This is a genomic window from Micrococcus sp. ACRRV, from assembly GCF_022346985.1.
Taxonomy (GTDB): Bacteria; Actinomycetota; Actinomycetes; order Actinomycetales; family Micrococcaceae; genus Micrococcus; species Micrococcus porci.
The window spans coordinates 1-18,405 of the sequence record NZ_JAKRNH010000043.1 but is presented as its reverse complement, the minus strand read 5'-3'; the positions used below and the strand labels follow the sequence as shown (position 1 = coordinate 18,405).

Genomic DNA, 18,405 nt, shown 5'->3' with positions numbered 1-18,405 from the left:
GCGGCGGCCGATCCCCACGGGGGAGGCGGCCAGCACGCGGACGGCGATCCGGGCCTTCACCGGGTCCGGCACGCGCACGCGGCGGCGGGCCAGCTCGGCGGCGGGTTCGCCGGCCTGGCCACCGCGGGCCTGCTGGCGCAGGACGGCCACCGGGTCACCCTGCTGGAGAAGAACCCCGTGCTCGGCGGCCGGTCCGGCCGCTGGTCTGCGGAGGGCTTCACCTTCGACACCGGCCCCTCCTGGTACCTCATGCCGGAGGTGATCGACCGCTGGTTCCGCCTCATGGGCACCTCCGCGGACGAGGCCCTGGACCTGCGCGCGCTCAGCCCCGCCTACCGCGTGTACTTCCAGGAGCACGCCGCCGACGACGCCGCCGCGCCCCGTGACGGGTCGACCCCCGGCGCCCGCGCGCCCCTGGACGTGGTGTCCGGGCGGGAGGAGTCCCTGGCCCTGGCCGAGGAGCTCGAGCCCGGCGCCGGCGGCCGGCTGGCGGCCTACCTGGACTCGGCGGAACGGATCTACGCGCTGGCCAAGCGCCGGTTCCTCTACACCGACTTCCAGGACCTCACCGAGCTGCTCCGTCCGGACGTGCTGCGGGCCCTGCCCGCCCTGGCACCGCAGCTGCTGGGGGACCTGCGCGGCTTCGTGGCCCGCCGGTTCGAGGACGGCCGCCTGCGCCGCGTGCTCGGCTACCCTGCCGTGTTCCTGGGGACGTCCCCGGGGAAGGCGCCGGCCATGTACCACCTGATGTCCCACCTGGACCTCGCCGACGGCGTCCAGTACCCGATCGGCGGGTTCGCCGCGCTCGTGGACGCCATGGCGGAGCTCGTGCGGGCCGCGGGCGTGGAGATCGTCACCGCTGCCGAGGTCACCGCCGTCGACGTGGTCTCCGACCCCCGTCCCCGCGGTCGCCTGCCCCGCCTCCTCGACGGGGCGCCCCGGCCCTGGGAGCCCCGCGCCCCCGCCGGCGGCCGGCGTCGCTCCGGCCACGTGCGCGGGGTGTCCTGGCGCGACGCCGAGGGCGGGTCGCACCGCCTGGACGCGGACGCCGTCGTGGCCGCCGCGGACCTGCACCACGTGCAGACCGCGCTGCTCCCCGGGGACCAGCGCGTGGCCGAGCGCACCTGGGACCGCCGCGACCCCGGCCCGTCCGCGGTGCTGGTGTGCGTGGGCGTGCGCGGGCGGCTGCCCGAGCTGCTGCACCACACGCTCCTGTTCACGGAGGACTGGGACGAGAACTTCCGGCGCATCGACGAGGGCGAGGACCTGCAGGAGGAGACCTCCCTGTACGTGTCCATGACCTCGGCGACCGACCCCGGCGTGGCCCCGGAGGGGGACGAGTCCCTGTTCCTGCTGGTGCCCGCCCCCGCCGTGCCCGAGTGGGGCCGCGGCGGCGTGCGCACCCCGGAGGAGGACCGCGCCGGGGACGCGCAGGTGGAGGCCGTGGCCGACCGCGCCCTGGCCCAGCTCGCCCGCTGGGCCGGCGTCCCGGACCTGGGCGAGCGGATCGTGGTGCGCCGCACCTGGGGCCCGGCGGACTTCACCGCGGACGTCCACGCCTGGCGCGGCTCCCTGCTGGGGCCGGGCCACGTGCTGCGCCAGTCCGCGCTGTTCCGCCCGCCGGTGCGGGATCCGCGCGTGGCAGGGCTCGTCTACGCCGGCTCCTCCGTGCGACCGGGGATCGGGGTGCCCATGTGCCTCATCTCTGCGGAGCTGGCCCGGGACGCCGTCTCCGGGGTCCGCCCGGGCGGGGCCGCGCCCGGGGCGCCGGCGATGGCGGGGCGCTGATGTACCTCACCGCGCTGCTGCTGCTCTGCGGCTGCTACCTGGCCATCGACGCCCGCTGGCGGCTCGCGCTGTTCTCCGCGACCCCGGGGCGGGCGCTGGCCGTGCTGGCCGCCGGCCTGGCGTTCTTCCTGGCCTGGGACCTGACCGGGATCGCCGCGGACGTGTTCTGGCACGGCGCCGACGACGTCTCCGTGGGGCTGTTCCTGGCCCCCGAGCTGCCGGTGGAGGAGCTCGTGTTCCTCTGGTTCCTCTGCCACCAGACTCTCGTCTACGTGGAGGGCCTGCCGCGGCTGACGGCGTGGGCGCGCGCCCGCCGCACGGGACGGGGCGAGGGGGCGACGGCGTCGTGACCTACCTGACCATCAGCCTGCCCTTCCTCGCGGTCGCCGCGGCGGTGCTGCTCGCGGCCGCGCTCACCGGTCGCCTGGACCGCCGCCGCCGCCTCGGCCTGGTCCTGGCCGTGGCCCTGCTCGTGGTGCTCACCGCGGTGTTCGACTCGGTGATCATCGGCCTCGGGATCGTGGACTACACGCAGGCCAACATCAGCGGGGCCCGGATCGGGCTGGCCCCCGTGGAGGACTTCCTGTACCCGCTGGCGGGCGTCGCCCTGCTCGGGGGGCTCTGGACCCTGGTGCGAGGAGGCACCCGATGATCCGCACGCTCTTCTGGGCCTCGCGCCCCGTCAGCTGGGTGAACACCGCCTACCCGTTCCTGGCGGCCGTGCTGCTGACCGGCGGGCTGCCCTGGTGGCTCGTGGCCCTCGGCGGGTTCTTCTTCCTGGTGCCCTACAACCTGGCGATGTACGGCATCAACGACGTCTTCGACTTCGAGTCCGACCTGCGCAACCCGCGCAAGGGCGGTGTGGAGGGCTCGGTGCTCGCGGATCCGGCCGTCCGCCGCCGGGTGCTCGCCTGGTCCGCGCTGACGCCGGCGCCGTTCGCGGCCGTGCTCGCCAGCTGGTCCGTGCTGCGGGGGGAGTGGGCCGCCGTCGCCGTGCTGGCGGTGAGCCTGTTCGCCGTGGTGGCGTACTCCTGGGCTGGGCTGCGCTTCAAGGAGCGGCCCTTCCTGGACGCGGTGACCTCGTCCACGCACTTCGTCTCCCCGGCCGTGTGCGGGCTGGTGCTCGCCGGGGCAGAGTTCACCCCGGCCCTGTGGTCCCTGCTGGGCGGGTTCTTCCTCTGGGGGATGGCCTCGCAGATGTTCGGCGCCGTGCAGGACGTGGTCCCGGACCGGGAGGGCGGGCTGGCCTCTGTGGCCACCGTGCTCGGCGCCCGGCCCACCGTCCTGGCCGCCGCCGCCCTCTACGCCGCGGCCGGGCTGCTCATGCTCCCCACCGACTGGCCCGGGCCCCTCGCCGCGCTGCTGGCTGCGCCCTACCTGCTGAGCACCCTGCGCTTCCGGCACGTCACGGACGCCACGTCCGGCGAGGCGCACCGCGGCTGGCGCACCTTCCTCTGGCTGAACTACCTCACCGGGTTCCTCGTCACCCTCCTGCTGATCTGGTGGGCGCTGGTCCGCTGAGTCAGCCGGCCCGGCGGTCCAGGGGGTTGCGGCGCAGGGGCAGGCGGTCGGCCAGGGCTCGGACCAGCCCGCGGGTGCGGCGTCGCTCGCCGCCGGTGCGCCGGCGCTCCGCCTCGGCCAGGATGTTCGCGGCCATCTCCGGGAACACCACCGCGTGGAACGGGAGGATCGCCGTCCAGTAGGCGCGGCCCAGGAGGCCGTCGGGCATGAAGATCGCGCGCTGCCGGTACACGGAGCCGCCCTGCTCGCGGGGCTCTGTGGTCAGCTGCAGCCAGGCCCGGCCGCCGGCCTTCATCTCCGCGCGCAGGGTGAGCCGGTGCCCCGGCTCCACGTCCTCCACGCGCCACCAGTCCACGGCGTCGCCGCGGCGCAGGTGGTCCTGGTCGCGGCGACCGCGCATCAGGCCCGGGCCGCCGACCACCTTGTCCATGTACCCGCGGACCTTCCACAGCAGCGGCGTGGAGTACCAGCCGTTGCGCCCGCCGATCGACTCGATCACCGGCCACACGTCCTCCGGGGCCAGGTCCGACTCGCGCTCTCGGTCGTCCGTGTACACGGTGTGCCCGGCCCACTCGGGATCCGAGGGCAGCGGGGCGGCGGGGTCGGAGGAGGCGTAGACGTCGGCCTCGAAGGTGACGTCCAGGGGCCCGTTCTTCTCCACAGCCAGGGCGCGGCGCACGGCCTCCTTGTAGGAGGTGAGGCCGCCCTCCGGGTCGGGGATGACGTCGCGGATCGCATGGTCCTCGACGACGGCGTCCTCGGCGAGGGAGGCCGCCAGTGGCAGGGCCACCTTCACGGGGATGGGGGTGACGACGCCGATCCACAGCCCCGCCAGCCGGGACAGGGGCAGCGGCGTGGGGATCACGATGCGCTTCGAGAGCCCCGCGGCCTCCGCATAGTCCACGAGCACGCTGGCGAAGGACTGCGGGCGGCCGTTGCCGATCTGCGCGCGCAGCTGCACCGGCTCCTCCAGGGCGCACGCCTGGACGAGGTAGTGGAGGACGTCGCGGACGGCGATCGGCTCCACGCGGTTCTTCAGCAGGGACGGGCCGGGCATGATCGGCAGGCGCTCGGAGAGGTGGCGGATCATCTCGAAGGACGCCGATCCGGAGCCGATCACGACGCCGGCCTCGAACGTGAGCGCGGGTGTGGCGGCCGCCTCGAGGCGCTCGGCCACGAGGGCGCGGGAGCGCATGTGGTCGGACAGCTCCTCCACGGGCTTGCCCGCCGGGTGGAGGCCGGAGAGGTACACGAGCTGGGTGATCCCGGCCTCGTCCGCGGCGGTGGCCACGATGTCCGCGATCTTCTGCTCCTGCTCCACGAAGTCGCCGCCGCCGCCCATGGAGTGCACCAGATAGAGGGCGGTGTGCACGTCCTGCATGGCGGCCTTCACGAGGTCCGGCTTCTCCAGGTCCAGCTCCACGACCTCCACGCGGTCCGACCACGGGCGGTCCTCGAGGTCGCGGGGGGTCCGTGCGCCCGCGCGGACGCGGAAGCCGGCGGCGAGCAGCTCGGGGATGAGGCGGCCGCCGACGTATCCGGTGGCGCCGGTGACGAGGACGCGGCGGTCGTGGCCGTCGGGGAGGGCGAGGCCGAGGGGGGAGAGGCTCGCAGTGGTGGCGCCGGTCCCGGCAGGGGTGTCACCGGAGGCGGCGGCGCTGGTCAGGCCGCTGCCCCGGGGGGTCGAGGGAGTGCTCATGCGCCCAGGGTAGGGACGGAGGGGCACGGCGCGGCAGGTCCTGGCGACGCCGTGAAAGACTGACCCCTATGGCACCTGGCGTCTCCGGCGATCCCCTCCCGCACCTGCGGACCGAGGCGATCCGCGCCCTCGTGGGCCCCACGAGCGCGGACCGCGGCTTCGACATCGCGGCCGAGGGCGGCGTGCTCCGGGTGACCTACGACGCCTCCCGCCTGCGCCTGACCTCCGCCGTGCGGGGGACCGCGCCGCAGCCGTACCGGCAGGCCGTGCGCCTGCAGCCCTCGGGGGAGACCGGCCCGGACGGCGAGCCCCTGCTGGAGCCCACCGCCGGCCGCTGCCAGTGTCCCGTGGGCGAGGACTGCAAGCACGTGGCCGCCGCCCTCTACGAGATCACCCGCCGCCACGCCGACGCCGCCCGCCACGCCGCCCGGGAGGAGCTCGCCTCCCGCGTCACCACGGCGGACCGCCTGCCCTCCCCGGAGCGGGCGGGGGCGGCGCCCGCCCGGACGCGCCGGCCCCGGAGGCCGGCCTGCCCTGGCGCGGGGTGCTGGAGTCCCTCGCCGGGCTCGACGGCGGCCCCCGCCGCCTGGCCCCGCCGCCGGACCTGGCGATCGGCCTCGAGCTGGTGGCGGAGTCCTCCCGGAACGCGTTCGCCCAGTGGGGCCCGGCCCCGGCCGGCGAGGAGCACCTGCGGGAGGCCCGCCTGCTGTACGTGATCGTCCGCCCGCTCAAGCGCGGGGCCAAGGGCACGTGGATCAAGGGCGGGCTCACCTGGAAGGCGTTCCAGTTCCCGCGCGCCGAGTACGACCCCGCCCAGGAGCGCGCCCTGCGCCTGATCTGGCGGCAGCTGCAGGCGGAGGACTCCTACCCCACGGAGGGCTGGTTCGGCCTGCACGCCTTTGACTCGCCGCGGATCTGGCAGCTGCTCGCGGAGGCGCAGGAGGCCGGCGTCGAGCTGGTGCCGCAGGGGATCCTCGCGGACGTGGTCCTGGACGCGCCGGTGGAGGTGGGCCTGGACGTCGCCTCGGCCCCGGACGGCGGCCTGGAGGTCGCCCCGTCCCTCGCCCCGGCCGGCGGCGCCGGGGAGGGCGCCCCCGCGGACGACGCCGCCGCGCGCCCGGACGCGGAGCGGCTGCGGGACACCCACGCGATCGGGTCGATCGGGTTCTACCGGGCGGACGAGGAGGAGGACGGGACCTGGACCCTGCACCTGCTGCCGGCCGTGCGTCGGGTGCCGGAGCCGGTCCAGGAGATGGTGCTGGCCGGGCGGCCCGTGCACGTGCCCGCCGCGGACCGGGAGGAGTTCCTAGGCCGGATCTACCCGCGGCTGCGCGCCGCCCTGGACGTGGGCAGCGCGGACGCCTCCGTGGAGCTGCCCGAGTTCGAGCCACCCGTGCTGCGTCTGCAGGCGGACTTCCGTCCGGACCACCGGCTGGTGCTGCGCTGGTCCTGGCTGTACTTCGACCCGCCCCGCGAGCTCGGCCTCGGCCACGACGGTCTGCGGGACCCCCGCCACGAGGAGGCCGTGCTGCGCGCGGCCGCCCAGGTGTGGCCGCGCGTCGGGCGGGCGGAGGAGCAGGAGCTCGAGGGCGTGGGCGCGGCCCGGTTCTCCGAGTCCGTCCTGCCGCAGCTGCAGCGGCTGGACCACGTCCGCGTGGACGTCACGGGCGAGCGCCCGGACTACCGGGAGCTGAAGGCTGCCCCGCGGATCGAGGTGTCCACGAAGGCCGCGCAGAACGACTGGTTCGACCTCGGCGTGCAGGTCTCCGTGGACGGGCACGTGCTGCCGTTCGTGGAGCTGTTCACGGCGCTCGTGCACGGCAAGACCACGCTCATGCTCCAGGACGGCACCTGGCTGGGCCTGGACCACCCGGCGTTCGACCGGCTGCGCGCCCTGCTCTCCGAGGCGGCGGCCCTGCAGGAGTGGACGCCCGAGCACACCACGCTCTCCCGCCACCAGGTGGGCTTCTGGGAGGACCTCAGGGAGCTCGCCGACGAGGCCGAGGAGGACCCCGAGTGGACGGCCGCCGTCGGGCGGCTGGCCGCCGTGGAGCGCTTGCCCGAGGCCCCCGCGGTGCCCGGGCTCAAGGCCGAGCTGCGGCCCTATCAGGAGGACGGCCTGCGCTGGCTGCGCTTCCTCCACGACCAGGACCTCGGCGGGATCCTGGCCGACGACATGGGCCTCGGCAAGACCGTCCAGACCCTCGCGCTCATGGCCTACGCCCGGGCCGAGCACCCGGACCGGCCGCCGTTCCTGGTGGTGGCGCCGTCGTCGGTGCTGTCCGTGTGGGCGTCCGAGGCCGCGAAGTTCACCCCCGGCCTGGACGTGCGCGTCCTGGACACCACCACCCGCAAGCGGGGCACTTCGGTGACGGAGGCGGCGGAGGGCGCCGACGTCGTCGTCACCTCCTACACGCTGCTGCGGATCGACGCCGCCCAGCACGCGGACGCGTCCTGGGCCGGGATCGTCCTGGACGAGGCGCAGTTCCTGAAGAACCGCGCGTCCAAGGTGCACCAGGTGGCCCGGGACCTGCGGGCGCCGTTCCGACTGGCCATCACGGGCACCCCCATGGAGAACTCGCTCAGCGACCTGTGGGCGCTGCTGGAGGTCGTGGTCCCGGGCCTGTTCCCGAGCCACCGCCGGTTCCGCGAGACCTACGTGACCCCCATCGAGACCGGGGAGCACCCCGAGCGCATGGCCTCCCTGCGCCGACGGGTGCGCCCGTTCATGCTGCGCCGCTCCAAAGAGCTCGTGGCCAAGGACCTGCCGCCCAAGCAGGAGCAGGTGCTCCGCGTGGAGCTCGACGCCGCCCACCGCAAGGTCTACGACCGGGTGCTGGCCCGCGAGCGCCGCAAGGTCCTCGGCCTGCTCGGGGACATGGACGGCAACCGGTTCACGATCTTCAAGTCCCTGACGCTGCTGCGCATGCTGGCGCTGGCCCCGCAGATCGTGGACCGCGAGTACGCGGCCGTGCCCTCCTCCAAGCTGGAGCGGTTCCTGGACGACCTCGAGGAGGTGCTGGCCGAGGGGCACCGGGTGATCGTGTTCAGCCAGTTCACGTCCTTCCTGCGGGTGGTCGCCGAGGAGCTGGACGCGATGGAGGTGGAGCACGCCTACCTGGACGGCTCCACCCGGAACCGCGCCGAGGTGATCCAGGACTTCCGCGAGGGCGACGCCCCCGTGTTCCTGATCTCCCTGAAGGCGGGCGGGTTCGGCCTGACGCTGACGGAGGCGGACTACGTGTTCCTCATGGACCCGTGGTGGAACCCGGCGGCGGAGAACCAGGCCGTGGACCGGGCGCACCGCATCGGCCAGGAGCGGACCGTGATGGTCTACCGGATGGTCTCCGAGGGGACCATCGAGGAGAAGGTGCTGGAGCTGCAGCAGCGCAAGGCCGAGCTGTTCGGGGCGCTCATGGACGAGTCCGACGACTCCGGCGCCGGCGCCTTCACCGACTCCCTCACGGCGGACGACATCCGGGAGCTGCTCGGCGCCGAGGAGTGAGGGCCGCGGCGGGGCGGGCCGGACGTTTTCGTTCGGGGAACGGCCGCGTGTCGAGACGTTTTCGTTGATGAGACGGCGGCCCTCCCGCCCGTTTCGTCGACGAAAGTGGTCCCCGGGGCGCCGTTTCCCGAACGAAAGCGGGGGGTAGCCTCGGGCCATGCGTCGCCCGTCCCGTTCCAGCACCGCCGTCCACGAGGCGCTCGAGCGGATCGCCGCCTGGCATGCGGCGCGTGGCCTGGCCTGACAGGCTGCGCCGCGCGCCGCACTGGCCGGTGACTCAGCCGCCCAGCCGGTAGTGGCGCTCGAGCGGCGTGCCGTTGACGGCCCGGTCGCCGAGCAGTCGGGCGCGGTAGATCAGCGGGTTGTGGCTGGCGAGCACCCGCGCATTGCGCCAATGCCGGTCCAGCCCGCGCGTGCGCAGCGTCGCGGAGGCCCCGCCCACCTCGAACAGGCGGGTCGCCGCGTCGAGGGCAGCCCGGGCGATCACCTGCTGGGCGGCGTAGACGGCGGTGTACACCGCGTCCACCTCGGCCTCGGCCAGGGGCGCGCCCGCCGCCTCGGCCCGCAGCGCCCGGTCCAGGGGCCCGACGACGGCGTCGAGCGCCGCCTGCGCCCCGAACGCGGCGGCCTCCAGCTCGCCCACCACCTGCAGCACCTGCGGATCGTCACCGGGCCGCGGGGCCGCACCGTGGGAGAAGCCGCGCGTACGGCCGGCCACATAGGCCGCCGCGTCGCGCACGACGGCCCGGGCGATGCCCGTCAGGCCCACCAGGTGGACGAACTGGAAGATCGCCTGCGAGGCGAAGATCGACGAGCCGTCGTCCAGGGACTGGCCCACCGGCGTGAGCTCCTCCGGATCCACCACCACGTCCGTGAACTCCGTGGTCCCCGAGGCGGACAGCCGCTGACCGAATCCGTCCCAGTCGTCATGCAGGGTCACCCCCGGGGCGTCCGAGCGCACGGTCGCCGCGCGCTCGGCACCGTCCTCGTCCTCGACGACGACGATCGTCCAGTCCGCGTACAGCGTCCCGGTGGAATAGGCCTTGCGACCGTTGACCACCGCCGAGCCGTCCGGACGCGTCGTCAGGCGGGTCTCGTAGTGGCCGGTGCGGTTGCCGATCTCCGTGGTCGCGTTCGCGACCGTCTCACCCGTGGCGAAGCGGTGCAGCCACCGCTCGCGGCGCGGCCCGTCCGGCGAGCCGAGCACCGTCTCCACGTTCACCACGTGCACCCGCAGGGCCTGCAGCACGTTCGAGTCGGCCTCGGCGAGCTCCACGTACAGGCGCGCGGCCTCCGGGAACGTCAGGCCGGCCCCGCCCGCGTCCTCGGGCACGCGCAGCCCCGGGAAGCCGGCGGCGGCGAGGCGGTCCGTGGCCTCACGATCGGTCACGCGTTCACGGTCCCGCTCGGCGGCGGTCTCGGCGAGCCAGGCGAACACGGGGGCCAGCCGTGCGCGGGCGGCGAGGAACTGGGGCCGGTCGGCCGGGTGCGCGGTGGTCGGCACCCCCGAGTCGGCGGTCCCGACGTCGGCGGGACGGGAGATCGTGTCGGTGCGGTCGGTGGTCGTCGTCATCTCACTGCTCCTTCGTGGCGGCGGGGGTCGAGGGGGACGGGGAGACGCTGTCGCGGGACGGATCGGCGTCGGTGGACGATGCGGTCTCGACCGCGTCCGCGCTGTGCGGGGCGGGGGTGCCGTGCAGCAGGCACTCCCCGATCTGGCGGCGGCGGTGCGGCAGGGGCGTGTGACTGGCCAGCACCCGCGCGTTGCGCCAGTGCCGGTCCAGTCCCGGGCCCGCGACGACCGCCGACGCCCCGGCCGTCTCGAACAGGTCGGAGGTCAGCCGCAGCGTCAGGTCGGCCGCCACGGAGGACGCCGAGGCCGCGGCGACCCAGGCCTCCGTGTGGGCGGCCTCGAAGGCCTCCGCGGCGCCGTCGTCCGGGGACTCGGTCGCGGCCGCGCCGATCGCGGGAGCCGCACCGGCCGCGGCGGTGTACGCCGCCTCGAGGGCGGGGACCGCGCCGAGGACCACGGAGCGCAGCGCCCGGACCTGCGCCGCGGCGGCGCCGAGCTGGTGCTGCAGGACCGGGTCGTGGGCGGGGCTGGCGCTCGCGGCGTGCTGGTAGGAGCGGGAGCGGCGGCGGAGGATCTCGGCGAATTCGTCGAGCGCGCGCTGGGCGATGCCCGCCTGGGTGGCCGCGAGGATGAGCCACAGGAACGGGTAGCCGGGGGCGGCGGCGGGGCGCTCCAGGTCGACGCGGCGCCAGGCGGGGGCGGGCGCGTCGGTGTAGACGGTGGTGCCGGAGGCCGTGCCGCGCTGGCCGATGCCGTCCCAGTCGTCGCGGGCCTCGACGCCCGGCCCGGCCACCTCGACGACGAGGGGCTGCAGGGCCCCGGCGTCGTCGTGGGCGGCGACCAGGGTCCAGTCCGCCAGCAGGGTGCCGGTGGAGTACTGCTTCGTGCCGGTCAGCAGGAACGCCTCCGGGTCGCGCGGGTCCCGGCGGGCCGTGACGCCCGGCAGGCCGGTCGCGGCCGGCGGGTCCACGAGTGCGTTGGCGAAGACCTTCCCGGCGGCCACCTCGTCCAACCACCAGTCGGTCAGACGCGGGTGGACGTCGCGGGCGACCTGCTCCGTGAACATGAAGTGTCCGTGGAGGGCCTGGGGGAGGTTCGCGTCGGCCGCGGAGAGGTCCACGAGCAGGTCGAGGAGCTGTGTGAGGGTCGCGCCGGAGCCGCCGCGCTCCCGCGGCAGCCGGAGGGCGGTGAAGCCGGTCTCGGCGAGCAGACGCACGGCGGCATGGGGCGGGACGGCCGTGTCCCGCCGCCGGGCCTCGTTCGCGGCGATCCGGGCGAAGACGGGGGCGAAGCGGGCTCGGAGTTCTGCGGTATCGGGGGAGCCGGCGGCGGAGGTCGGTGCGGGACGGTCGAGGACGGGAGTGGTCATGGGCGGTCCTTCCGTGGGCAGGTGGGCCGACCGTAGGCATCCGCCCCGGGCCCGTCCCAGCCCGCCGACGGGTGGCGTCACGTGCCGGTTCCCGCGACGGGGCGCGCCGTCGGCGCCGTCGGGATGACGAGCCGCTTCCGCCGCCTTCTCCGTCACCCTCGCCGCCGCGGCCATCGCGCTCACGGCCTGTGGCGCGGACGCCGCCCCGTCCGGCCCGACGTCGGCACCCGCCGCCGCCTCGGACGGCGCCGAGTCGCCGTCGGGTGAGGCGACGGCGGCCTCCTCCGTCTCCGAGGAGGACCGCGTCGACCCGACCCGGACCACCGAGGTCTCCGCGGTGACCCCGCGCATCCTGCTCTCCCACGAGGACGGGCTCACGCTGCTCGACGCCGAGTCCGGTGAGGTGGTGAAGGAGCAGGACGTCGCGGGCTTCACGCGGCTGAGCAACGCCGGCAACGGCAAGGACGTCCTGGTGACCACCGGGAACGGCTGGGAGGTGTTCTCCACCGGCATCCAGGCCAAGGCCCACGGCGATCACGTCCACAACGACGAGTCCGCGCCCGGCATGACCGGCGTGACGTTCCCGGGTGAGCACCCCGGCCACGTCGTCACCCACAACGGCAGGACCACCCTCTTCGCGGACGGCACGGGCGCGATCCGCACCTTCGACTCGGCCCACCTGGACAAGGCGACCCCGGACCTCATGCCCGTCATGACGAAGGCCGAGGCCGAGGACCCGCACCACGGCGTGGCGCTCGAGCTCTCCGACGGCACCCTCTTCACCACGCAGGGCACCGAGGACTCCCGGAACACGCTCCAGGTGGTCGACCCGACGACCGGCGAGGTCACGGCCGAGACCGACGACTGCCCCGGCAGCCATGGCGAGGCTGCGGCCCAGCCGACGGAGGCGGGCGACGTCGTCGTGATGGGCTGCGAGAACGGGCCCGTCGTGTACCGGGACGGCGAGTTCCACAAGGTGGACGTCGAGACCGAGTACCAGCGCTCCGGGAACCTGTTCGGGCTGCATGACTCGCCCATCGTCCTGGGGACTACAAGGTCGAGGAGGAGCCGAAGGAGGCCGTCGAGCGGCCCACGGAGATCGCCCTCATCGACACCCGCACCGATGAGCTCACCACCGTGGACCTCGGCTCCTCCTACTGGTTCCGCTCGCTCGGCCGCGCCGAGGACGGCTCCGCGGTCGTGCTGACCTACGACGGCGAGGTCAACGTGATCGACGAGGAGACCGGTGAGGTCACCGACGCGGAGGCCCAGAAGCTCGTGGCCGTCGACCTGGAGACCGGTGAGACCGTCCTGGAGAAGGACCTGGACTTCGCCCCGGTCGAGATGGCCGTGGTCACCGGCCAGCCGGAGTCCGTGAAGCCCGAGGAGGCTGCGGACGGCTGGAGCGCGAACACGAGCAGTGTGAGCGGGCCGACGAACGGCACCAGCCCGAGGAACAGCCACGCGTGGCTGAAGCCGGCGTCGTGGAGGCGCCGGGCGAGCAGGGCGAGCGAGGGGAGTGCGTGCGTGATCCCCACCAGGAGGACGGCCACGCCCCGGAGGGACAGGTCCGGGGAGCCGAGGATGAACACGTCCAGGGCGGTGGACACGAAGTGAACGGCGGTCTGCAGGAGTCACACGCAGAGCGCCGCGAGCCAGAAGTCGGCGCGGGAGGCGCGCCCGCTGAACTGCGCGTAGCCGGCGTAGTAGCGGCGGATGGCCTGACGCATGGTCATGGTCCGGCCCTCAGTCCTGCCGAGGGGACGCCAGCAGCCCCTGTGCCGCCATTGCCCCGTCGATCAGCCCGCCCGACACCACCGGGTGCCGGAGGTGGCCGACCCCGCGGACGGGCGGGTCGTCGTCGTGGTGGGTCGGCCGCATGGGGCGGGCCGTGGTCGTGGCCGTCATGGTTCCCCCTCGCATCACGTGTGACATGCGTCATCCTGCCATGGCGGGTGGACGGGTCAGGCCCCCTGTGGACAGGCCTCGATGATCATCAACGGGTGCTCCGCCGCGTCGAACGGGCGGCCGCGCCAGTCGCTCCAGACGCGGTCCACCGCCAGCCCCGCCGCCGCAAGGTCCTGGGTCACCTGCTCCACGGAGCGGAACTGCAGGTGCTCCTCACCCTCGCTGACCACGCCCTCGTCCGGATACTCGGTGCGCCAGCGGTGCACGACGACACCGTCCGCGTCCGGCGCGGTCGTCGTCGTAGGCGCGGCGGTTCGTCTCGGCCGGGTCCAGATGCATGGACGGCACCGTATCCTGAAGATGACTGCATCCCCCGGCAGCTGGACCACGAGGAGTTCGACCAGCGGCTCGAGGGCTGAGCCGCCGCCGTCACCGCTGAGCCGTGCCGCGGGGCCCGGCCGCCCACACCACGAAGACGCAGAAGCGCCTGGCCGGCTGGGCGCAGGGCGTATCTCCTCAATGGGCACGCACCCATGGCGGCAGTTCAGTGCGTCAGGCCTCTTGGCCGTGGCTGCTGTAGACCACGATCGGCGCTCCACTGGGATCACGCGTGCTCTTCCACACGGTCATGCCGATTCGTTCGGCCACGCGACGGGAAGCCATGTTGTCGGGGTTGATGATCGCGGTGACCATCGTTGCGTCGAGGGTCTCGAACCCGTATCGCAGGCAGGCAGAGGCCCCCTCGGTTGCCAGTCCTTGTCCCTGGCGTTCTGGCAGGACGTGGTAGCCGACCTCGAGGACCTCTTGGCCGTCGACGTTCTGCCAGGTCAGGCCGCAGTCACCGATGAAGTCGCCGGTGGTCCGGTGTTCGATGACCCACAGGCCGAACCCATGCGTGGCGTAGTTGTCCTTCGACCAGTTGATCCACCGCTGCACCTCGTTGCGCGACTTGGCTCGCGGGTAGTAGCGCATGACCTCCGCGTCTCCGAGGAGCCTGCACATGTCGTCGAGGTCAGCGTCGGTCATGCACCGGAACGTGAGTCGATCTGTGGGTTGCGGGATCATCCGACGACCTTACCGACGGCACTGGACCGGCTTCTTGTCTTCGGTATGCGCGTGAAATCGCCCCCGCAGTCCGCCGCGCTCACCCCACGAAGACGCAGAAGGGGTGGCCGGCCGGGTCCGCGAACACGTACAGGGGTTCCTCCTCGTCGTCGGAGCGGTCCAGGACGAGGCGCCCGCCCAGGCGCAGGGCGTGGTCGTGGGCCGCGTCGAGGGAATCGCGGTCCGGCACGGTGAAATCCAGGTGCAGCTGCATCGGCACCTCGGGTGACGGCCACGTGCTGGGCTTCAGTTCCTCGGTGCGCTGGAATGTCAGGACGCGGCGGCCGTCGTCGTCCAGCAGCACGAGCCAGTCCGCGCTGTCCGGCTCGCGACCGTCCGCGAGCTCGTCGCCCGTGCGGTAGTGGAGACCGAGGAGCTCGCGGTAGAAGTCCGCGACGGAACGGATGTCGACGGCGTCGATCACAGGCTGCTGGAGCACGGGGCGGCTGACCATGGCCACACCTTAAGCAACCTCGGTGTCCGCGTCAGCGTCTCGGCCTCAGTCGACGTCATCGAGCCCCGCATCCATCCACCGCGCGGCCGGCACGACGGCGGCCAGCGAGACCACCGCCAGGACCTGCCACCCCGCGAGCGCCCAGCCGACCCCGAGCGTCGCCCCGAGCGCACCTCCCGCGAGGGTCGCCAGCGGCACGGAGCCCCGGGTGAGGGTGCGGCGCATCGCGGTGACCCGCCCGAGCGTGCCCTCGGGGCAGGCACGGGCGGTCACGGCGGCCTGGGTGATGTTCCCGAGCAGGACCATGAACCCCCAGAGGGCGGCGCCGGCCAGCAGCCACGGCCCGGCATGAGCGCGGTCGGCGTAGGCCAGCAGGTGCAGCCCCACGGCCACGGCGCAGCCGACCGAGCCGAGGAGGATGCACCGGCGCTCGCCCAGGGCGACGTCCGTGGCGGACCGGCCCCCCGCGTCGAGGGCGTTGGAGGCGACCAGCCACCGCGCCCGTCCTTCCGGCGGCGGGGGCGTCCCAGTGTCAGGGCCGCGTTCGGTGTCGCTGTCGATCACCACGAGTGCGCCACCTCCTGCAGCACCGCCCCGACGCCGCCCTCACGGTTCGTCACACGGGTCTGCCCCGGCCCGCCGCGCCCCGGAGAGGCTCCGGCCGGTCTCGCGTGGCGCGGCGGCGGCTCATATGACGCGCGAGCCGGCCGTCCGCTGGACTCGCGGCGGCCCGCCGCGTGGGATGGGTGCACCACCCATCCAGAGCGGCCGAGAGATCTGGCTCGACGACGCCGCAGCAACCCGCCCGCCGCACCCGGACCCCCGGGAACGGCAGGTCCGGTGCTACCGCCAGGACCGATGGAGGAGAGCAGATGCCCCGTCACGCCACACAACAAGTCCACGCCGGCTACGAGCCCGCCGCACCCCACCGGCCGGTCGTCCCGCCCATCCACCAGACCACGGCGTTCCGTTTCCCGGACCACGCCACGGCGGCATCGATGTTCCGGCTCGAGACCCCCGGCTTCACCTACAGCCGCACGGGCAACCCGACCGTCGCGGTGTTCGAGAACCGCCTCGCCGCACTGGAGGGCGGCATCGGCGCGATCGCCACGGCCACCGGCCAGGCCGCCGTCGCGCTGTCCCTGCTGGCGCTGCTGCAGGGCGGCAAGCACCTGGTCGCCTCCAGCCAGCTCTACGGGGGCACCGTCGACCTGCTGACGGACACGTTCGCGGACTTCGGCATCGAGGTCACCTTCGCGGACCCGGCGGACCCGCCCGCGTGGGCCGCCGCGGTCCGGCCCGACACCCGCGCGTTCTTCCTCGAGGCCATCACCAACCCGCTCGCCACCCTCCCGGACCTGCCCGCGCTCGCGGGCCTCGCCCACGCGGCCGGTGTGCCCGTGGTGGTGGACAGCACCCTCGCGACGCCGGCCCTCTACCGGCCACTGGAGCACGGCGCCGACGTCGTCGTGCACTCGGCTACCAAGTTCCTCGGCGGGCACGGCGCGGTGCTCGGCGGCGCGATCGTGGACGGCGGCACGTTCGACTACGGCGCGGCGCCGGACCGGTGGCCGCAGCTGGCCCGGCCCAAGGCCCGCTACGGCGGGCAGACGCTGGTCGAGCGGCACGGCCGCGGCGCCTACCTGACGCTGGCCCGCAGCAAGTTCCTGCACGACCTCGGCCCCACCCTCGCCCCCGCGAGCGCGGCGCAGTTCATCCAGGGGCTCGAGACGCTCGACCTGCGCGTGGCCCGCCACACCGCCACCGCCCTGGCCGTGGCCGAACACCTGGCCGGTCACCCCGCGGTCGCGCGGGTGCACCACCCCGGCGTGGCCGGGCATCCCAGCGCGGCGCTGGCCGCCCGCGACTTCCCGGACGGCGTCGGCTCGGTGTTCTCCTTCGACCTGGCCTGCGGCCCCGAGACCGTGGCCCCGTTCCTCGACGCGCTCGAGCTGTTCCAGCTGGTGGTCAACGTCGGCGACGCCCGGTCCCTCGTCTCCCACCCGGCAACCATGACGCACTGTCGCCTGACGCGGCAGCAGCGCGAGGCCGCCGGGATCGCCGAGACCACCGTCCGGCTCTCCATCGGGCTGGAGTGTCCCGACGACCTGATCGCGGACCTGGACCGTGCCCTGGCCGTGGTGTCCGCCGCCGGGCCGTCCGTCCCCGCCGCCACGCCCGCCGTCCCCGAGACCGCCGCCGTCACCCAGGAGGTGCGCTGAGATGACCGCCGTCCACCACACCACCCGCTCCGTCTCCCGTCCCGCCGTCCGCGGCTTCACCACCACCGCCGTGCACGCCGGCCAGGAGCCCGACCCGCTGACCGGCGCCGTGGTGCCGCCGATCTACCAGACCAGCACCTTCGTGCAGGACGGCATCAACGTGCTGCGCGCCGGGCACGAGTACAGCCGCGGCTCCAACCCGACCCGGAACGGCTTCGAGACCCAGCTCGCCGCCCTCGAGCACGGCGACCGGGCGTTCGCGTTCGCCTCCGGGCTCGCCGCCGAGGACGCCCTCCTGCGGGCCGTGCTGCGCCCCGGCGACCACATCGTGCTGGGCGGCGACGGCTACGGCGGCACCCACCGCCTCATCACCACCGTCCTCGAGCCGTGGGGCGTGTCCAACACCCCCGTGGACATCACCGACACGACGGCGGTCGCCGCGGCCGTCCGCCCCGGCCGCACCGCGCTGCTGTGGGTGGAGACGCCGTCCAACCCGCTGCTCGGCATCGCGGACCTGGCCGCCTGGGCGCAGATCGCCCACGACGTCGGTGCGCTGCTGGTCGTGGACAACACGTTCGCCTCGCCCTACCTCCAGCGGCCCCTCGACCTCGGCGCGGACGTGGTGGTGCACTCCACCACCAAGTACATCGGCGGGCACTCGGACGTGCTCGGCGGGGCCGTGGTGGTGGCCGACCGCGAGTTCCGTGGCCGGGCACTGGCCGAGGCGGTGACCTACCAGCAGTTCGCCGCCGGCGCGGTCGCCGGCCCGCAGGACTCCTACCTCGCCGCCCGCGGCCTCAAGACGCTCGGCCTGCGCATGGACCGGCACGGCGCCAACGCCGCCGCGCTCGCGGGCTGGCTGCAGGGCCGCCCCGAGGTCGCCCAGGTCTTCTACCCCGGGCTGCCCGACCACCCGGGCCACGACCTCGCCGCGCGGCAGATGGACGGCTTCGGCGGCATGGTCTCCATCCGGCTGGCCGGGGGAGAGGGCGCGGCCCGCGCCTTCGCTGAGGCCACCGAGCTGTTCGCGCTCTCGGTCAGCCTCGGCGGGGTCGAATCGTTGCTCTGTTACTCCTCCGAGATGACCCACGCCTCCGTGCGGGGCACGCCCCTGGCCGTCCCCACGGACCTGGTCCGGCTCTCCGTCGGCATCGAGGACGTGGCCGACCTGCAGGCGGACCTCGAGGCCGGCCTCGAATGCGCCGCACGCGTCGCCGCCGGCCGCGGGACGCCGTCGTCGTCCGCAGTGCCCCGTCCCGCCC

At 74.4% G+C, this 18,405-nt stretch carries 19 protein-coding genes; 9 read left to right on the top strand and 10 right to left on the bottom strand.

The window, feature by feature from the left end; genetic code table 11:
• The first annotated feature begins 114 nt into the window (after nucleotides 1-114).
• From crtI to MHY29_RS06360, 4 genes are read left to right on the top strand one after another with little or no spacing between them, the layout of a single operon-like run.
• Nucleotides 115-1,788: a phytoene desaturase family protein gene (gene crtI, locus MHY29_RS06375; RefSeq protein WP_239239026.1), complete on the top strand. Its 1,674-nt coding sequence runs from the start codon at nucleotides 115-117 to the stop codon at nucleotides 1,786-1,788.
• Entirely contained in the window at nucleotides 1,788-2,138 is a 351-nt protein-coding gene (locus tag MHY29_RS06370; protein WP_239239017.1) for a lycopene cyclase domain-containing protein, read from the top strand. The genes crtI and MHY29_RS06370 overlap by 1 nt, the downstream gene beginning before the upstream one ends.
• On the top strand, nucleotides 2,135-2,440 hold the full coding sequence (locus MHY29_RS06365; protein WP_239239014.1) for a lycopene cyclase domain-containing protein: 306 nt from the start codon (nucleotides 2,135-2,137) through the stop codon (nucleotides 2,438-2,440). Before MHY29_RS06370 ends, MHY29_RS06365 begins: the two co-directional genes overlap by 4 nt.
• Complete coding sequence (locus tag MHY29_RS06360) at nucleotides 2,437-3,309, top strand: prenyltransferase (RefSeq protein WP_239239011.1); 873 nt, start codon at nucleotides 2,437-2,439, stop codon at nucleotides 3,307-3,309. The genes MHY29_RS06365 and MHY29_RS06360 overlap by 4 nt, the downstream gene beginning before the upstream one ends.
• Before the next feature lies 1 nt (nucleotide 3,310).
• On the opposite strand, the gene MHY29_RS06355 is transcribed toward MHY29_RS06360, so the two are convergent.
• A complete protein-coding gene (locus MHY29_RS06355) occupies nucleotides 3,311-5,008 on the bottom strand; it encodes an SDR family oxidoreductase (RefSeq protein ID WP_239239008.1) in 1,698 nt (565 codons plus the stop codon).
• A gap of 68 nt (nucleotides 5,009-5,076) precedes the next feature.
• Here MHY29_RS06355 and MHY29_RS06350 point away from each other — a divergent pair, with 68 nt between their 5' ends.
• Together MHY29_RS06350 and MHY29_RS12480 are read left to right on the top strand one after the other, a co-directional pair.
• Nucleotides 5,077-5,724 carry an SWIM zinc finger domain-containing protein gene (locus MHY29_RS06350; protein ID WP_239239005.1) on the top strand — a complete coding sequence of 216 codons (648 nt, stop codon included), beginning with the start codon at nucleotides 5,077-5,079 and terminating at the stop codon, nucleotides 5,722-5,724.
• Complete coding sequence (locus MHY29_RS12480) at nucleotides 5,613-8,513, top strand: DEAD/DEAH box helicase (protein WP_370643461.1); 2,901 nt, start codon at nucleotides 5,613-5,615, stop codon at nucleotides 8,511-8,513. Before MHY29_RS06350 ends, MHY29_RS12480 begins: the two co-directional genes overlap by 112 nt.
• Nucleotides 8,514-8,790: 277 nt before the next feature.
• On the opposite strand, the gene MHY29_RS06340 is transcribed toward MHY29_RS12480, so the two are convergent.
• Together MHY29_RS06340 and MHY29_RS06335 are read right to left on the bottom strand one after the other, a co-directional pair.
• Entirely contained in the window at nucleotides 8,791-10,086 is a 1,296-nt protein-coding gene (locus MHY29_RS06340; RefSeq protein ID WP_224356182.1) for an acyl-CoA dehydrogenase family protein, read from the bottom strand.
• A gap of 1 nt (nucleotide 10,087) precedes the next feature.
• Nucleotides 10,088-11,455, bottom strand: coding sequence for an acyl-CoA dehydrogenase family protein (locus tag MHY29_RS06335; protein ID WP_239239002.1), 1,368 nt, complete (start codon nucleotides 11,453-11,455; stop codon nucleotides 10,088-10,090).
• A gap of 337 nt (nucleotides 11,456-11,792) precedes the next feature.
• On the opposite strand from MHY29_RS06335, the gene MHY29_RS06330 reads away from it, so the two are divergent.
• A complete protein-coding gene (locus MHY29_RS06330) occupies nucleotides 11,793-12,662 on the top strand; it encodes a hypothetical protein (RefSeq protein WP_239239000.1) in 870 nt (289 codons plus the stop codon).
• 1 nt (nucleotide 12,663) lies between these two features.
• On the opposite strand, the gene MHY29_RS06325 is transcribed toward MHY29_RS06330, so the two are convergent.
• From MHY29_RS06325 to MHY29_RS06295, 7 genes are all read right to left on the bottom strand, one after another.
• Nucleotides 12,664-13,047 (bottom strand): DUF805 domain-containing protein, encoded by a 384-nt coding sequence (locus MHY29_RS06325; RefSeq protein ID WP_239239020.1) that lies wholly within the window; start codon nucleotides 13,045-13,047, stop codon nucleotides 12,664-12,666.
• A gap of 42 nt (nucleotides 13,048-13,089) precedes the next feature.
• Nucleotides 13,090-13,191 (bottom strand): DUF805 domain-containing protein, encoded by a 102-nt coding sequence (locus MHY29_RS06320; protein WP_224356185.1) that lies wholly within the window; start codon nucleotides 13,189-13,191, stop codon nucleotides 13,090-13,092.
• Nucleotides 13,192-13,201: 10 nt separating this feature from the next.
• Nucleotides 13,202-13,363 carry a hypothetical protein gene (locus MHY29_RS06315; RefSeq protein WP_224356186.1) on the bottom strand — a complete coding sequence of 54 codons (162 nt, stop codon included), beginning with the start codon at nucleotides 13,361-13,363 and terminating at the stop codon, nucleotides 13,202-13,204.
• A 56-nt stretch (nucleotides 13,364-13,419) separates the two neighbouring features.
• Complete coding sequence (locus tag MHY29_RS06310) at nucleotides 13,420-13,629, bottom strand: hypothetical protein (protein WP_239238997.1); 210 nt, start codon at nucleotides 13,627-13,629, stop codon at nucleotides 13,420-13,422.
• A gap of 286 nt (nucleotides 13,630-13,915) precedes the next feature.
• Nucleotides 13,916-14,428 (bottom strand): GNAT family N-acetyltransferase, encoded by a 513-nt coding sequence (locus MHY29_RS06305; protein ID WP_239238994.1) that lies wholly within the window; start codon nucleotides 14,426-14,428, stop codon nucleotides 13,916-13,918.
• 79 nt (nucleotides 14,429-14,507) lie between these two features.
• On the bottom strand, nucleotides 14,508-14,921 hold the full coding sequence (locus MHY29_RS06300; protein ID WP_224356189.1) for a VOC family protein: 414 nt from the start codon (nucleotides 14,919-14,921) through the stop codon (nucleotides 14,508-14,510).
• 45 nt (nucleotides 14,922-14,966) lie between these two features.
• Nucleotides 14,967-15,488 carry a hypothetical protein gene (locus MHY29_RS06295; protein WP_239238991.1) on the bottom strand — a complete coding sequence of 174 codons (522 nt, stop codon included), beginning with the start codon at nucleotides 15,486-15,488 and terminating at the stop codon, nucleotides 14,967-14,969.
• Between the two features lie 305 nt (nucleotides 15,489-15,793).
• On the opposite strand from MHY29_RS06295, the gene MHY29_RS06290 reads away from it, so the two are divergent.
• The gene (locus MHY29_RS06290; protein ID WP_239238988.1) at nucleotides 15,794-17,143 is read left to right on the top strand and encodes an O-acetylhomoserine aminocarboxypropyltransferase/cysteine synthase family protein; all 1,350 of its coding nucleotides are present in this window, start codon (nucleotides 15,794-15,796) and stop codon (nucleotides 17,141-17,143) included.
• Between the two features lies 1 nt (nucleotide 17,144).
• On the top strand, nucleotides 17,145-18,405 hold a 1,261-nt coding region (locus tag MHY29_RS06285; RefSeq protein WP_239238985.1), incomplete at its 3' end, for a cystathionine gamma-synthase.

Coding starts and splice junctions, on each gene's coding strand:
- MHY29_RS06370 (WP_239239017.1), top strand. CDS start 1,788: ATGTACCTCACCGCGCTGCTGCTGCTCTGCGGCTGCTACCTGGCCATC.
- MHY29_RS06360 (WP_239239011.1), top strand. CDS start 2,437: ATGATCCGCACGCTCTTCTGGGCCTCGCGCCCCGTCAGCTGGGTGAAC.
- MHY29_RS06355 (WP_239239008.1), bottom strand. CDS start 5,008: ATGAGCACTCCCTCGACCCCCCGGGGCAGCGGCCTGACCAGCGCCGCC.
- MHY29_RS06350 (WP_239239005.1), top strand. CDS start 5,077: ATGGCACCTGGCGTCTCCGGCGATCCCCTCCCGCACCTGCGGACCGAG.
- MHY29_RS06340 (WP_224356182.1), bottom strand. CDS start 10,086: ATGACGACGACCACCGACCGCACCGACACGATCTCCCGTCCCGCCGAC.
- MHY29_RS06335 (WP_239239002.1), bottom strand. CDS start 11,455: ATGACCACTCCCGTCCTCGACCGTCCCGCACCGACCTCCGCCGCCGGC.
- MHY29_RS06320 (WP_224356185.1), bottom strand. CDS start 13,191: ATGACCATGCGTCAGGCCATCCGCCGCTACTACGCCGGCTACGCGCAG.
- MHY29_RS06315 (WP_224356186.1), bottom strand. CDS start 13,363: ATGACGGCCACGACCACGGCCCGCCCCATGCGGCCGACCCACCACGAC.
- MHY29_RS06305 (WP_239238994.1), bottom strand. CDS start 14,428: ATGATCCCGCAACCCACAGATCGACTCACGTTCCGGTGCATGACCGAC.
- MHY29_RS06300 (WP_224356189.1), bottom strand. CDS start 14,921: ATGGTCAGCCGCCCCGTGCTCCAGCAGCCTGTGATCGACGCCGTCGAC.
- MHY29_RS06290 (WP_239238988.1), top strand. CDS start 15,794: ATGCCCCGTCACGCCACACAACAAGTCCACGCCGGCTACGAGCCCGCC.